Origin of the sequence: Sphingomonas carotinifaciens (assembly GCF_009789535.1) — a bacterium.
In the GTDB taxonomy this organism is placed as follows: domain Bacteria; phylum Pseudomonadota; class Alphaproteobacteria; order Sphingomonadales; family Sphingomonadaceae; genus Sphingomonas; species Sphingomonas carotinifaciens.
Genome location: NZ_WSUT01000005.1, coordinates 1985480 through 2000300 on the forward strand (window position 1 = coordinate 1985480; position 14821 = coordinate 2000300).

12 protein-coding genes are annotated in these 14821 nt (G+C 67.5%); 7 read left to right on the plus strand and 5 right to left on the minus strand.

What is annotated here, in order from left to right:
• Positions 1-82 precede the first annotated feature (82 nt).
• The 4 genes from GQR91_RS11475 (at position 83) to GQR91_RS11490 (ending at position 4087) form a co-directional block, all read left to right on the plus strand.
• The gene (locus tag GQR91_RS11475; protein WP_149681661.1) at positions 83-784 is read left to right on the plus strand and encodes a tetratricopeptide repeat protein; all 702 of its coding nucleotides are present in this window, start codon (positions 83-85) and stop codon (positions 782-784) included.
• Complete coding sequence (locus tag GQR91_RS11480; protein WP_149681660.1) at positions 781-2103, plus strand: PQQ-like beta-propeller repeat protein; 1323 nt, start codon at positions 781-783, stop codon at positions 2101-2103. The genes GQR91_RS11475 and GQR91_RS11480 overlap by 4 nt, the downstream gene beginning before the upstream one ends.
• 75 nt (positions 2104-2178) lie before the next feature.
• Positions 2179-3549 (plus strand): ribosome biogenesis GTPase Der, encoded by a 1371-nt coding sequence (gene der, locus GQR91_RS11485; protein ID WP_149681659.1) that lies wholly within the window; start codon positions 2179-2181, stop codon positions 3547-3549.
• 115 nt (positions 3550-3664) lie between these two features.
• Positions 3665-4087, plus strand: coding sequence for an Hpt domain-containing protein (locus tag GQR91_RS11490; RefSeq protein ID WP_149681658.1), 423 nt, complete (start codon positions 3665-3667; stop codon positions 4085-4087).
• Here GQR91_RS11490 and GQR91_RS11495 read toward each other — a convergent pair.
• On the minus strand, positions 4077-5300 hold the full coding sequence (locus tag GQR91_RS11495) for a DUF418 domain-containing protein (protein WP_149681657.1): 1224 nt from the start codon (positions 5298-5300) through the stop codon (positions 4077-4079). The genes GQR91_RS11490 and GQR91_RS11495 overlap by 11 nt on opposite strands.
• A gap of 78 nt (positions 5301-5378) precedes the next feature.
• On the opposite strand from GQR91_RS11495, the gene nhaA reads away from it, so the two are divergent.
• A complete protein-coding gene (gene nhaA / locus GQR91_RS11500) occupies positions 5379-6758 on the plus strand; it encodes a Na+/H+ antiporter NhaA (RefSeq protein ID WP_235903909.1) in 1380 nt (459 codons plus the stop codon).
• Between the two features lie 97 nt (positions 6759-6855).
• Here nhaA and purL read toward each other — a convergent pair whose 3' ends face one another.
• The gene (gene purL, locus GQR91_RS11505) at positions 6856-9099 is read right to left on the minus strand and encodes a phosphoribosylformylglycinamidine synthase subunit PurL (RefSeq protein WP_149681655.1); all 2244 of its coding nucleotides are present in this window, start codon (positions 9097-9099) and stop codon (positions 6856-6858) included.
• A gap of 255 nt (positions 9100-9354) precedes the next feature.
• Between purL and glsA the strand changes: the two genes are divergently transcribed.
• Positions 9355-10278 (plus strand): glutaminase A, encoded by a 924-nt coding sequence (gene glsA / locus GQR91_RS11510; RefSeq protein ID WP_235903908.1) that lies wholly within the window; start codon positions 9355-9357, stop codon positions 10276-10278.
• 37 nt (positions 10279-10315) lie between these two features.
• Here glsA and map read toward each other — a convergent pair whose 3' ends face one another.
• Positions 10316-11143: a type I methionyl aminopeptidase gene (gene map / locus GQR91_RS11515; RefSeq protein WP_149681654.1), complete on the minus strand. Its 828-nt coding sequence runs from the start codon at positions 11141-11143 to the stop codon at positions 10316-10318.
• A 52-nt stretch (positions 11144-11195) separates the two neighbouring features.
• Here map and GQR91_RS11520 point away from each other — a divergent pair, with 52 nt between their 5' ends.
• Complete coding sequence (locus GQR91_RS11520; protein ID WP_149681653.1) at positions 11196-11954, plus strand: competence/damage-inducible protein A; 759 nt, start codon at positions 11196-11198, stop codon at positions 11952-11954.
• A gap of 20 nt (positions 11955-11974) precedes the next feature.
• On the opposite strand, the gene GQR91_RS11525 is transcribed toward GQR91_RS11520, so the two are convergent.
• Together GQR91_RS11525 and GQR91_RS11530 are read right to left on the minus strand one after the other, a co-directional pair.
• On the minus strand, positions 11975-12343 hold the full coding sequence (locus GQR91_RS11525; RefSeq protein WP_149681652.1) for a DUF4440 domain-containing protein: 369 nt from the start codon (positions 12341-12343) through the stop codon (positions 11975-11977).
• A gap of 76 nt (positions 12344-12419) precedes the next feature.
• Positions 12420-14774, minus strand: a complete 2355-nt coding sequence (locus GQR91_RS11530; protein ID WP_149681651.1) for a TonB-dependent receptor — start codon at positions 14772-14774, stop codon at positions 12420-12422.
• Positions 14775-14821: the final 47 nt, after the last annotated feature.

A 14821-nucleotide genomic window follows, 5' to 3' on the forward strand; every position in this document is an offset into this window, starting at 1 on the left:
GAAGATCGACGCGCTTCCGTTTGGGCGCGGTCGCGGCTAAAGGTCGCGGCTTCATCGATCCGTTTCTTCTCTGGAGCCCGTCTTGGCCCTCACGCCCCAATCCCAAGAAGCCTTCATGCGCGAGGTGGACGACGAGCTGCGTCGCGACCAGATGACCAGCTTCTGGACGCGCTGGGGCCTGTGGGTGATCGGCGCGATCGTGATCGGGCTGGCGCTGTTCGGCGCCTATCTGTTCTGGCAGCATCGTCAGCGCGAGGCGGCCGGTGCCGAGGGCGAGCAGTTGCAGGCGGCCTATGATGCGCTGGCCGCGGCCGATGTGAAGGGCGCCAGTGTCAAACTGGCACCGCTCGCTACCTCCGACCGCGACGGCTATCGCGTTCTGGCGCAATTCACCCAGGCCGACATCCTGTTGCAGAAGGACAATCTGAAGGGGGCGGCGGCCAAATTCGCCGCGGTAGCGGCCGATACCTCGCTGGCTCAGCCGTTCCGCGACCTGGCCCTGATCCGCCAGACCGCGGCGGAATATGACACGCTGAAGCCGCAGGTGGTGGTCGAGCGGCTGCGCGCCGTCGCGGTGCCCGGCAACCCCTATTTCGGAAGCGCGGGCGAGATGGTTGCGGTGGCACAACTGCGCATGAACCGCCGCGACCAGGCGGGCCGCCTGTTCGGCCAGATCGCGCAGGACAAGGACGTACCCGACACGCTGCGGCAACGTGCGGTTCAGATGGCCGGTGTATTGGGCGTGGACGCCGTTACCCGTAACGAGGACACCAAGACGCAATGACGAAGCAGTTCCGGACGCCCGTGATGCTGGCGGCGCTCATGGCCTTGAGCGCGTGCGGCATCTTCAAGGGTGCGCCGAAGAAGACGCCGACCGTGGGCAACCGCGTGCCGATCCTGGCGTCCGAATCCGGGGCCGAGGCCGATCAAACGATCGCCGACGTGCAGGTGACGCTGCCGGCGCCTGCGCCAAACGACGCGTGGGCGCAGCCGGGTGGCAACGCGGCCAAGTCGATGGGCCAGCTGGCGTTGGGCGAGCAGCCGGCCCGGTTGTGGGAAGCGACGATCAACGGCGGATCGGTGCGCGAGCCGCTGGCCGCGGCGCCGGTGGTGGCGGACGGCAAGCTGTTCGTGGTGGACGTGGCCGCGGTGCTGCACGCCTTTGCCGCGGATACGGGTGCGCCCCTTTGGTCCGCCAAGCTAACCGAGGGCGATGCCAATCGTCCGGCCCGGTTCGGCGGCGGCGCCAGTTTCGACGACGGCCGGGTCTATGCGACGGACGGGCTGGGCGACGTGGTGGCGGTGAATGCCGCGGACGGCAGCATCCAGTGGCGGGCCAAGCCGGGCGGGCCGCTGCGCGGGGCGCCGACGGTCGCCAACGGCGTCGTCTATGTGCTGTCGCAGGACAATCAGCTGTTCGCGATCAGCCAGGCCGACGGCAAGGTGCAATGGGCGCAGCAGGGCACGCTGGAAACGCAGGGCGTGTTCGGCGTCGCGGCGCCGGCGGCCAGCCAGGGCTCGGTGGTGGTCGGCTTCTCCAGCGGCGAGCTGAACGCCTATCGCTACGAGAATGGCCGCGTGCTGTGGCAGGATGCGCTTTCGCGCACCACCATCTCGACCTCGGTGTCCAGCCTGTCGGACATCGACGCAGCGCCGGTGATCGATGAAGGCCGCGTCTATGCGGTCGGGCAGGGCGGGCGCATGGTGGCGCTGGAGCTGTCCACCGGCCAGCGGCTGTGGGAGCAGAACTTCGCCGGCATCGAGACGCCGTGGATCGCGGGCGAGTGGCTGTTCCTGGTGACCGACGATGCCCGTCTGGTGGCCCTGTCGCGCGCCAGCGGCAAGGTGCGCTGGATCTCGCAACTGCCGCGCTTCCGCAACGAGAAGAAGAAGTCGGGCGCGATCACCTGGTTCGGCCCGGTGCTGGCGGGCAACCGCCTGATCCTGACCAACAGCCAGGGCGAGATCGTCTACGCCAATCCCGGCGACGGTGCGGTGCAGACGACGATCGAGGCCAAGACGCAGTTCACCCTGCCGCCGATTGTCGCCAATTCGACGGTCTATACGCTGGACGTGAAGGGGCATATCGTCGCCTATCGGTGACGCCGGCCGATCCATTGTGTGACGAAGGCGAAGCGCGGGCGTGACGAAACGCTCGCGCTTCGCTAACGCGCTGGCATGGCTAAACTCCCCGTGGTCGCGATCGTCGGCCGCCCCAATGTCGGCAAGTCGACGCTGTTCAACCGCCTGGTCGGCAAGAAGCTGGCGCTGGTCGATGACCGCCCCGGCGTGACCCGCGACCGGCGCGAAGGCGACGCGCATCTGCTCGGCCTCGATTTCCGCATCATCGATACCGCCGGTTACGAAGACGAGGATCCCAATACGCTGCCCGGCCGGATGCGGCGCCAGACCGAGGCGGCGGTGGCGGATGCCGATGTCGCGCTGTTCGTCGTCGATGGGCGCGCCGGCGTGGTGCCGCTGGACGAGGAGATCGCCCGTTGGCTACGCGGATCGAACACGCCCATCGTGCTGACGGTCAACAAGGCCGAGGGACGCGCGGCGGAGCAGGGCGTGCTGGAGGCACTGGCGCTGGGTTTCGGCGATCCGGTGCAGTTGTCCGCCGAGCATGGCGAGGGCATCGGCGACCTGTTCGAAGCGTTGCTGCCCTATATCGACCGCGAGGAGGTGGACGAACCCGAGGAGGATGACGAAAGCCCCGACGCGATCCTGAAGCTGGCGATCGTCGGGCGGCCGAATGCGGGCAAGTCGACGCTGGTCAACCGCTTCCTGGGGCAGGATCGGCTGATCACCGGGCCGGAAGCCGGCATCACCCGCGATTCGATCGCGATCGACTGGACCTGGACCGATGGCAAGGGCGCCGAGCGGCAGGTGCGGCTGATCGATACGGCGGGCATGCGCAAGCGCGCCAAGGTGCAGGACAAGCTGGAAAAGCTGTCGGTCGCCGACGCGCTGCGGGCGGTGGATTTTGCCGAGGTGGTGGTGCTGCTGCTCGATGCGACGCTGGGGCTGGAGGCGCAGGACCTGCGCATCGCCGACCGGGTGCTGGAAGAGGGCCGAGCGCTGGTCATCGCGCTGAACAAATGGGACGTGGCCGAGGGGCCGTCTTCGCTGTTCAACGGCGTGAAAAAGGCGCTGGAGGACGGGCTCAGCCAGGTGAAGGGGGTGCCGCTGCTGACCGTGTCGGCGGCGACCGGCAAGGGGCTGGACACGCTGCTCCAGGTGGCGTTTGAGACGCGGGCGGCCTGGTCGCGGCGCGTGGGCACGGGCGAGCTGAACCGCTGGTTCGAACGCGCGATCGAGGCGAACCCGCCGCCTGCCCCCGGCGGCAAGCGGATCAAGATGCGCTACGTCACCCAGGTGAAGACCCGGCCGCCGAGCTTTGTCATTTTCGGTACGCGTGTCGATCAATTGCCCGCCAGTTATGAGCGGTATCTGGTGAATTCGATGCGGCGCGACCTGGATTTCGGCGCGGTGCCGATCCGCCTGACGCTGCGCGCGCCGAAAAATCCTTACGACAAGGACCGCTGACGCCGAAATACTTCGCGGCACAGGGAATTTCCCGGCTCGCCGTTACCGACTGTTTACCCGATGATGCGATCAGGGTGCCCGATCTGGGCGCTGGGGGCGCGCGAAAGGGGCTGTTGTGTCGTTCGAGGGTAGCACGTTGGTGGACTGGCACGCCTATCAACAGGCGCGCGGGGAGCTGGGTGAAGGCTTTGTCCGCATCCTGGGCTATTTCCGGGAGGACGGGTACAAGTCGGTAGCCGCGATCGAGGGTGCGATGCGCGGCGCCAGTGCGGCCGCGATGGTCATCCCGGCCCACACGCTGAAGGGTGAGGCTCGCCAGTTCGGGGCGGAGCCGCTGGCGACGCTGGCGGAGACGATCGAGGGGATCGCGCGCTACAGCGTCGAGCAGCAGGACACGCCGGACGAGGCGCTGGAGCATGTCGCACGGCTGCGCCGGCTGTTCGAGGATACGTTGACCCTGCTGGAGCGCGAGGCGAGCCCGGTCGTGCCGCGCCGGCCGGTCGCGGGTGGCGGGTTCGGGCGACGCGTCAGCCGCTGATCCGGCGCATCGACTGCCATTCCCCTCGCGCAGCGCTGCGCCACAGCCATTCGAGCGGGCCATGATGGAAGCGGTCGCACCAGGGTTCCGACCAGAGCAGCATCAGCCCCCAGACGGGCGGGGCGAGCAGATAAAGCTGGGCGCGTGACAATGCGCCGAACAGCGCACAGCCGTTGAAGACGACGACCATCAACAGGCTGGTGCCGAGGTAATTGGAAAAGGCGGTGCGGCCGATCGCGGCGATGCGGGTGGTAAGCGATCCGCCGGGGCGCAGGGCCAGCATCAGCAAGGCGGCATAGCCGACAAAGCCCAGTGTACGCAGCGGCTCCGCCAGAACCATGGCGTTCAGATAGACCCAGGGCATCGCAAAGCCGTGGCGCATGGTGACCATGCCCAGCAATGCATAGGCGGGAAGCGCCACCCCGAGGCAAAGCGTGGCCCAGCGGCGATAGCGGGCGCGGGGCCACGCACCGGTCAGAAAGCTGCTGCGATAACCGGCCATGCCAAGCAGCATGGCGCTGAGCGTTTCGGGGGCGAGGACCGGCAGCACGGTGAGCGGGTCGGCCGCGTGGTGCCAGCGCCAGGCCACCGCATCCGCCCATGATCCGCGCATCGCGGAGATCTGGGCGAGCATGTCGGCACGCGGCGGGACGCCGAAGCCGATGGCGAAGCTGTTCCAGATGGCGACAGCGTGCGGGCTGTCCTGCGCCGCGCTGTCGGACAGGATGACGGCACCGAGCGCGCTGGAGATGGTGGCATAGGTCAGAAGCAGTAGCGCGGTGGCGATCAGCCAGCGGACCGACAGGCCGGCAAACAGGAAGGCGATGGCGCCGACGAGCGCATAATGGGCGAGGATGTCGCCCAGCCAGACCAGGTAGAGGTGCGCGCAGCCGATCAGGAAGAGCGTCGTCATGCGCCGGTAATGGGTGGCGGCCGCACTGTTCCCGTGGCGCTGAGCCGCGTCGGTGACGAGCAGGATCGAGGCGCCGAACAGGAAGGAGAACAGGCCGCGCAGCTTGCCTTCGATAAGGACGAAGGTGACGAACCAAGCGAAGAGGTCGGCGGGCGCAGTGCCGCCCCAGGCGAGCGGGGAAAAATACGCGGCCTCCGGCAGGCCGAAGGCGGGCAGATTGGCGACCAGAATGCCCATGACCGCGACGCCGCGGATCACATCCAGCGACAGTAATCGATTGGCGGTGGCAGCTTCGGGCATCGGGCGACCATGGCAGAGTGGCGCATGCAACTCTATGGCCGTCCAAGGCATTCGGTTGCCATGGGATTGTCTCCTCGCATGACCGGGCGCACCACCGCCCGCGCGCATCATTCACCGGCGGCGGCGGCGTTCCTGCACAAGGTCGGGCCGTTTTTTGCCGGGCACGAGGTGACGGGCGGGCCGCTGGCGGTGGCAACGCTGGTCGCGCTGATCTGTACCAACACCGCCTTTGCCGGCACGTTCGAGAATTTCTGGGACACCGATTTCACGCTGGCCTTTGGCGGGAGCGGCGTGTCGCATTCGCTGGCCGAGTGGATCGACCATGCGCTGTTGCCGCTGTTCTTCGTCATCATCGGTGCGGATGTGAAGCGAGAGATCGTCGGCGGTGCGCTGTCGCGGTGGCGGACCGCAGCGTTTCCGCTGGCGGGCGCGATCGGCGGCATGGTCGTGCCGGTGCTGCTGTTCCTGGCCATCACCCATGGTCGGCCGGAGGCGGTGGGCTGGGGCACGGTGGTGACGATGGACACCGCGTTCGGGCTGGCGCTGATCGCGCTGTTTTCCGACCGGTTGCCGGCCGGCGTCCGCGCGCTGATGCTGGCCTTTGCCGCGGTGGACGATGTCGGCGGACTGCTGGTGATCGCCTTTGCCTATACCGAGTCGATCGACTGGCGCGGGCTGGTGGTGGCGGCGGGCGCGCTCGGCGGGATCATCGGATTGCGGCGGCTCGGCTGGGTATCGTCGGTGCCCTATGTGGTGCTGGCGATGGTGCTGTGGGGCGGGGTGTTCGAATCGGGCGTGCATGCGACGATCGCGGGCGTGCTGATCGGCCTGACCGTGCCGGTGACGCCGCGTCTGGACCAGGGCAAGTTCGCCGAGCGTGTGCAGCGCCGCATCGACGAGTTCCAGAAGGCGCATCGCACCGCCGAGGAAAGCGACGATCAGGACGAGGCGATGGAGGCGCAGCAAAAGGCCGAAGACCGGCTGGGCTATCTGCAGGAGATGACCAGCGCGACTAACGTGACGAGCGGCCGGGTGATCGAGACGCTGACCCCGTGGGTGACCTATGTGGTGCTGCCGCTGTTCGCGCTGTCCAACGTCCGCATCCATTTCTCCGCCGAGTTGCTGGGCGCGGTGACGTCGCCGCTGGTGCTGGGCATCGTGGCGGGGCTGGCGGTTGGCAAGCCGCTGGGCTTCATGAGCTTTACCTGGATCGCGTCGCTGCTGGGCTTTGCCGAGCGGCCGGACAAGGTGACGTGGCCGATGGTGGCGGCGATCGGCGCGCTGGCGGGGATCGGCTTCACCATCTCGCTGTTCATCGCCGGGCTGGCGTTCGGGGATAGCGAGATGCGCGAGACGGCATCGCTGGGCGTGCTGATCGCGTCGCTGGTGTCGGCAGCGGTGGGCTATGCCGTGCTCAGGCGGGATGCGAACAAGGTGGCGGAGACCGGGACGGCTTGAGGGCTGCCCATTGGTGGCTCTGCCTGGCTGCCGCTCGCCCTTCCCACCGCCTTCGGCAGCGGACCCTCTCCCCAGAGGGGAGAGGGTGGTTCAGCGTTCAGGCCAAGGCGGCGTCGGCACCCATCAGCTTGGGAAAGAAGCCTTCATGGGCGGTGCGCAGGTCGTCCAGCTTGACGACGAAGTCGCCGTCCTCGCGCTCGAAGATCAGGCGGCTGCCGGCGGTACGGCCGATGCGTTCGACCTCGACGCCGGCGGCGTGCGCGGCGGTGAGAAAGTCGAGCAAGGCGGCGTCGTCGATGGTCGCGACGTAGAGGCCCTGATCCTCGGCGAAGAGCTGGCGGCAGGCCTCGCCCCGCTCGGGCAGCTGGATCAGTGCGCCGATGTTTGCGGCAAGCGCCATTTCGGCGAGCGTGACGGCTAGGCCACCATCGGACACGTCATGAACGGCGGTCAGATGGCCGGCGAGAATGCCGGCGCGGACCACGTCGCCCACCCGGCGTTCCTCGGCGAGATCGACCGGAGGCGGCGGACCGGCATCCTTGCCATCAAGGCCGTGGATCTCGCGCACCCAGAGCGACTGGCCGAGATGGCCCTTGGGGGTGCCGATCAGGACGATGACGTCGCCGGTGCCCTTGAACGCGATCGTGGCGGACTGTTCCCAATTCTGGAGCAGGCCGACGCCGCCGATCGCGGGGGTGGGCAGGATCGCCGAGCCGCCGCCGGTCGCCTTGGACTCGTTGTAAAGCGAGACGTTGCCCGACACGATCGGGAAGTCGAGCGCGCGGCACGCCTGCGCCATGCCGTCGAGGCAACCGACGATCTGGCCCATGATCTCGGGCCGCTGCGGATTGGCGAAGTTGAGGCAGTTGGTGATCGCCAGCGGCGTCGCACCGACCGCGGTCAGGTTGCGCCACGCCTCCGCCACCGCCTGCTTGCCGCCCTCGACCGGGTCGGCAAAGCAATAGCGGGGCGTGCAATCGGTGGTCATCGCCAGCGCCTTGCTGGTCTCGTGCACGCGCACCACCGCCGCGTCGCCGCCGGGGCGCTGCACGGTGTTGGCGCCGACCATGTGGTCATATTGTTCCCAGATCCAGCGGCGCGAGCCGATGTCGGGCGAGCCCATCAGGGTCAGCAGGTCGGCCGCCGGGTCCTTGCAGCTCGGTACGCCCGTCAGTTCGGGCAGCTTGGGGGTGGGGACGTGCGGGCGATCGTAGAGCGGTGCATCGTCGGCGAGCGGAGCGAGCGGGATGTCGCACACCACCTCGCCCTTGTGGCGCAGCACCATGTGGCCGGTATCGGTGACACGGCCGATGACGGCGAAGTCGAGTTCCCATTTGCGGAAAATGGCTTCGGCAAAATCCTCGCGGCCGGGCTTCAGCACCATGAGCATGCGCTCCTGGCTTTCCGACAGCATCATCTCATAGGCGGTCATGCCGGTTTCGCGTTGCGGCACGTCGTCCATGATGAGTTCGATGCCGACGCCGCCCTTGGACGCCATCTCGACCGAGGAGGAGGTGAGGCCGGCGGCGCCCATGTCCTGGATAGCGACGATCGCGTCCGATGCCATGAGTTCGAGGCAGGCCTCGATCAGCAGCTTCTCGGTAAAAGGATCGCCGACCTGCACGGTCGGGCGCTTGGCATCGGCATCCTCGCCGAAATCGGCCGAGGCCATGGTGGCGCCGTGAATGCCGTCGCGACCCGTTTTCGACCCGACATAGACGATCGGATTGCCGATGCCGCTGGCGGCCGAATAGAAGATCTTGTCCGTATCGGCGACGCCGACGGTCATCGCATTGACCAGGATGTTGCCGTCATAGGCAGGGTGGAAGTTCACCTCTCCACCCACCGTCGGCACGCCGACGCAATTGCCATAGCCGCCGATACCGTGGACGACGCCGGCGATCAGGTGGCGCATCTTCGGGTGGTCGGGGCGGCCGAAGCGCAGCGCATTCAGGTTCGCGACCGGCCGCGCGCCCATGGTGAACACGTCGCGCAGGATGCCGCCGACCCCGGTCGCCGCGCCCTGATAGGGTTCGATATAGGAGGGGTGGTTGTGGCTCTCCATCTTGAAGATCGCCGCCTGCGGTTTCCCGTCCGGGCCCGGGCCGATGTCGATCACGCCGGCATTCTCGCCGGGGCCGCAAATGACCTGCGGGCCCTCGGTCGGCAGCTTCTTCAGGTGGATGCGGCTCGACTTGTAGCTGCAATGCTCGGACCACATGACCGAGAAGATGCCGAGTTCGACGAGATTGGGCTCGCGGCCGAGCGCGTGGAGGACGCGCTCATATTCCTCGGGGGACAGGCCGTGTTCGGCGACGATCTCTGCAGTGATCTCAGTCATGGAGCGCGCCTTTAGCGGGGCCGTGGGCGTTCGTCACCCCGGCGCGAGGGGCAGATTTTGCGGAAGTGGACACTAGCGCCCCAGAGCGCGTGTCCACTTACTATTGTTGCAATCGCAACAGGAGGCAGATGGGCGGTTCGGGACATGGCGGGAGGATAGCCGAGGCCGGCCCTGTAGGACAGCGGCAAGGGATGATTGTTGGACCCGGCAGGTGGCGTCGCTGGTTGAGAACCATGGTCAGGCAGGAGATGATGATTGCACGACGGGTTGAACGAGATGCTGCGCGAAGTCGCCGAGGAGATCGCGCGGGATGCCGCCGAGATCGAGGCGTCCGCGGACGCCAAGGACGACGGTGCCGAGCCCGGCCCGTTCGGGGCGGCGATCGCGACGCTGGACGGCACGGTGCTGACCGCCGGTGCGGCGGATACGCGCTTTCCGATCCAGAGCATCGCCAAGGTGTTCGCACTGGAGCGCGCGCTGTGTGCGATCGGGGACCGGGTGTTCGAGCGGGTGGGGCGCGAGCCTTCGGGTGATCCGTTCAACTCCATCATCGATCTGGAGCGGACCAAGGGCCTGCCGCGCAACCCCTTCGTCAATGCCGGCGCGCTGGTGGTGGTCGACATGCTGGTGGACTGCGATGTCGAGCGGGCCGAAACGCTGGTCGCGCGGCAGCTGGGCGTGGATGCCGTACCGCTGGACGACGAGGTCATGGCCAGCGAGGAGGAGGGCGGCGACCTGAACCGGGCGATGATGAGCTTCATGCGGCATCACGGCAACCTGAAGTCGGAACCGGACGACGTCATGGAGGCCTATGTCCGGCAATGCGCCATCTCGCTGGATTGCGGCGCGCTGGCGCGGGCCGGGCTGTTCCTGGCGCATGACGCGCGGGTGCGGGGCGACGATGCGGCGGATGCGGAGGCGCAGCGGATGCGCAAGGTGCTCGCGCTGATGATGACGTGCGGCCATTATGACGGATCGGGCGACTTCGCCCTGCGCGTCGGATTGCCGGCCAAGAGCGGGGTCGGGGGCGGCATCCTGGCGATCGTGCCCGATACCGCGGCGATCGCGGTGTGGTCGTCCAACCTGGACCAGCATGGCAACAGCATTTTGGGCGTGCGCGCGCTGGAGATGATCGCGCGGCGGACGGGGTGGTCGGTGTTCGGGCGGGGGTTTGATTAGGGGGTAAGTCCCTCTCCCCAAGGGGGAGAGGGGGGCTTCAGGCGTAAGGCGGCATGGTGTGGCCGGCGGGGGAGAGGGTGAAGATCTCGCAACCCTCCTCGGTGATGCCGATCGAGTGTTCGAACTGCGCGGACAGCGAACGGTCGCGGGTTACCGCGGTCCAGCCGTCGTCGAGCAGCTTCACGTCGGGGCGGCCGATGTTGATCATCGGTTCGATGGTGAAGATCATGCCGGGACGCAGTTCGGGGCCGGTGCCGGGGCGGCCGACATGGACGACCTCGGGCGCGTCGTGGAAGAGCTGGCCGAGGCCATGACCGCAGAAATCGCGGACGACGCCGTAGCGGTGCCGCTCGGCATGGCGCTGGATGGCATGGGCGACGTCGCCCATATGGTTGCCGGGCCGCGCCTGCTCGATACCGAGCATCAGGCACTCATAGGTGATCTCGACCAGCCGGCGCGCCTTCAGCGGCACGTCGCCGATCAGGTACATGCGGCTGGTGTCGCCGTGCCAGCCATCGACGATCGGCGTGACGTCGACATTGACGATGTCGCCCGACTTCAACGGCTTTTCCGAGGGGATGCCGTGGCAGACGACATGGTTGATCGAGATGCAGGTGGAGTGCGTATAGCCCCGGTAGCCGAGCGTCGCCGGGTAGCCGCCATTGGCGGTGACGAAGTCGTAGATCAGGCGGTCGATCTCGCCCGTGGTGACGCCGGGGACCATGTGCGGCACCAGCATGTCGAGCGTTTCGGCGGCAAGGCGCCCGGCCTTGTGCATGCCGGCGAAAGCGGCGGGGCCATGGAGCTTGATCGCGCCGGTGCGCCCTTCCGGCGCATCGGGGGAGACGGTCACATAGTCGGTCATGGCGCGCGATATAGCGTGGCGGCGACGCTTTTGCGAGGCTATGGCAGGGGCCATGACCCAAGAACGCATCTGGACGGCGGCACTGGTCGTCATCGGCGACGAAATCCTGTCGGGCCGCACGCAGGACCGCAATGTCGCGCAGATCGCGACCTGGCTGAACGTGCAGGGCATCCGGCTGGCCGAGGTGCGGGTGGTGAGCGACCGGACGGAGGCGATCGTGGAGGCGGTGAATACGTTGCGTGCGCGCAACGATTATCTGTTCACCACCGGCGGGATCGGGCCGACGCATGACGACATCACGGTGGATGCGATCGCCGAAGCGCTGGGGGTGGGCGTCGTCCATCACCCGGAGGCGATGGTGGTGCTGGAGGCCTATTACGCGACGCGCGGCGGGCTGACCGAGGCGCGGGCACGGATGGCGCGGGTGCCGGACGGCGCGACGCTGATCGAGAACCGGGTGTCGGGCGCGCCGGGCATCCATGTCGAGAACATCTTCATCATGGCCGGGGTGCCGCACATCACCGCGGGCATGCTCGACCGGCTGACGGGTACGCTGGAGGGCGGGCGGCCGGTGGTGTCGGGGACGATCGGCTGCTGGGTGGCGGAAAGCGAGGTCGCCGACATGCTGCGCAGCGCCGAGAAGGCTCATGAGGGCGTATCGATCGGCAGCTATCCCTTCTTCCGCGAAGGGCGGACGGGGGCGAATTTCGTCGTGCGCAGCCCGGATGCGGCGCTGGTCGACCGGTGCCTGGCGGACCTGACCACCGCGCTGGAGGCCGAGGGACGGGTGGTGATCGCCGGGGGGATCTGACACCCCCCGGCGGTGACGGCCTATTGCTCGACGCTGGCGGCGAGGGGCGGCGTCTGCTGATGCTGGATGACGCTCCAGTCCTCATGCGCCAGACGGCGATAGGTGCTGGTGCAATGCGCCTCGTAGGGCTGCTCACCCTCGCGCTCGGCACGGACGTGATAGGCGATGACGATCAGCCCTTCCTGCGGGCGGGCAATCTGCTGGTTGGAAAAGGCGACCTTGTTCCAGCGCGGGGTGTTTGACACCGCCTCCACCGCCTGCGCGCCGGTGACCACATAGGGCGGCTGCGGGATCACCATCAGGCATTCGTCGTCGATCGACTCGGCATAATGTTCATGGTCGGCGGTCCAGAGGCTTTCCTCGAAGCTCCACACGCGATTGTCTTCCATGGCCTTCTCTCCTGATGGCGTTCCGGCCAACAGCGCCGGGGGAGGCGGATCGTTCCCGCATCTCCCCCGGCCGCGATCAGAAGCCGCGACGGAGCGTGACGAACCACTGACGCGGTGCGCCGGCGAGCAGCGTCTGGTTGTCGCCGCTGGCGGTATAGCCGTTGGTGCCGATGGTGGAGATATAGTCCTTGTCAGTCAGGTTGGTGACGCTTGCCTCGATCGTGAAGCCGCGCAGGAGGCCGGGCGCGTCGGCGAAGCGGTAGCCGATGCTGGCATCGACCAGTGCCCGGGCGCCGACCGACTGGTCGTTCAGATAGGTGAAATAGCGCCTGGTCATGTAGTCGACGCCGGCGCGGGCGAAGAAGCGGTCGTCGTCATAGACGATCTCGCCCTTGGCCATATGTTCGGGCGTGTCGACCACGGTGTGCCCGGCGGTCGGGGACAGCACGGTGCCGGCGGCGCTCAGGACATCGTCCTGATAGGTGGCGCGGTTGTAGGAATAGCTGGCAAACAGCGACAAGGGGGTGGCGGGGATACGGTAGAAGGCGGATGCCTCCCCGCCATAGCTTTCCACGTCGCCCGCATTGTTGAGCGTCGGCGGATTGCCCTGGATGCTCGACCCGTTGGCGAAGACGAGCAGGCGGTTCGAGAAGTCGATATAATAGCCGACCGCCGACAGTTGCAGCCCGCCGCGGCGCAGGCGTACGCCGCCCTCCGCCGTTTTCGAGGTTTCGGGACGCAGCGTGCTGCGGATCGCGTCGAAGCCGGTCTGGGTGATCGCGAACGGGCCGGAGGTAGCGGACGACACGAAGGCGCGCATGTTTTCCGAATAGCTGCCGAACAGTTCGGCGCCGGCGCCCAGGCGGAAGACGAGGCCGGCTTGCGGCAGGAACCAGTCCCGGGACTCGATCCGGCCGGCGACGAGCGTGCCGGTCAGGAGGTTTGCCTGGTTGCGCACGCGCGTGCCCTTCCACCCGGCGTTGATCGTCAGCCTGCCGATATCGAGCGAGTCCGCGATGAAATATTGCAGCGTCTCGGTATCGTATTTGCCGTTCCACTGGGTGGCGAAGGGATTGTCCTGGAAGCGAAGCACGTCGCGGTTCGGCACGGTGCCGCCAGCTAGCCCGTAGAAGCGCCGCGCCTGGCGGAAGGTGTTGCTTTCGTACCAGCCGCCGACTTCGAAGCGATTGGGGCCCAGGTCATAGGCCAGGCGCGTGACGTTGCCGGCGCGGTCGATGCCATATTCGGTCGTCCGGTAGGACAGCGGGGCGGGGGCGGTGATGGGTTGGCCGGCGTCGTCGGGTGCGCCGGCAGGGGTGGCGAAATAGGGGGTGATCCAGGAGCCCTGGCCCTTGTTGTGGTGGTAGTAGCTGGTGGTGGTGAGGGTGAGGGTGGGGGCGAGGCGCATGTCGAAGGTGAGGCCGCCCAGCCAGTCGCGGCGAAGACCCGCGGCGTTGAAATAGACGTCGTCGACGGTGCCGATGCCGGTGGGGAAGGCGAGACCGGCACCGGGGAAGGGCAGCGCGGCGGCGGGGTTGGCAGCGCGGGCGTTCTGGTTGTTGAACACCTGCGCGATGCGGATCGCCAGCGGATAGTCGTTGCCGATATTGTCGTTCCGCAGGCCGCGGCGTGCGATGATGCCGAGGCTGAGATCCTGATAGTCGATCTCGCGCCGGTCGGAAAAGTTGACAAAGCCGGTGATGCTGCCGAGCCCGTCCATCTCCTTGACCAGCTTGGCATTCGCCTGATGCTGGCGCTGGCTGCCAAAACCCTTCCACTTGTCGGTGGTCAGGTAGCCATAGGAGAGATAGCCCTTGAGCCCGCCACCCAGGTCGCCGCTATCGGCGCGGACGAAGGCACGAACGGTGTCGTTGCTGCCATAGGTGCCGGAGGCGACCAGATCGGCGGTGTCGGCAGGGGCGCGGCTTTCGAACTGCAGCGTGCCGCCCAGATTGCTGGTCGAGGCGGTGCCGAGCGCGCCCGCACCCTGCGCAACGGTGGTGCTGCCGATATTTTCGGAGATGATCGCGCGGCTGATGTGCAGGCCGTTGACGTTGCCATAGCTCATGTCGCCAAGCGGCACGCCGTCGAGCGTGAAGCCGAGCTGGTTCTGGTTGAAGCCGCGCAGCGAGATGCGCGTCGACCATTCATAGGCGCCGAACGCGTCGGCGGACTGGAAATTGACGCCGGGCAGCTTGGCGGCCGCCTTCAGCGGCGAGGTGCCCGGCGGCAGGCGTTCCAGATCGGCGGCGGTGATCGTCTGCACCTGACGGGTCTGGCCGAAGCCGAGGACGACGATGTCCTGTCCGTCGCCGCCGGGAGCGGGATCGTCGGCGACCAGCGTTGCCGTGTCGGCGACCTGGGCGGTGGCGTGCTGCGCGGCGAGAAGCGCGATGGATGCGGCACCGGCGCGCCAGATATGTGCGGTCATGATCGTCGTCCCCCTATGGGGCGACATTGCGCCCCTTTGGCGGGGCT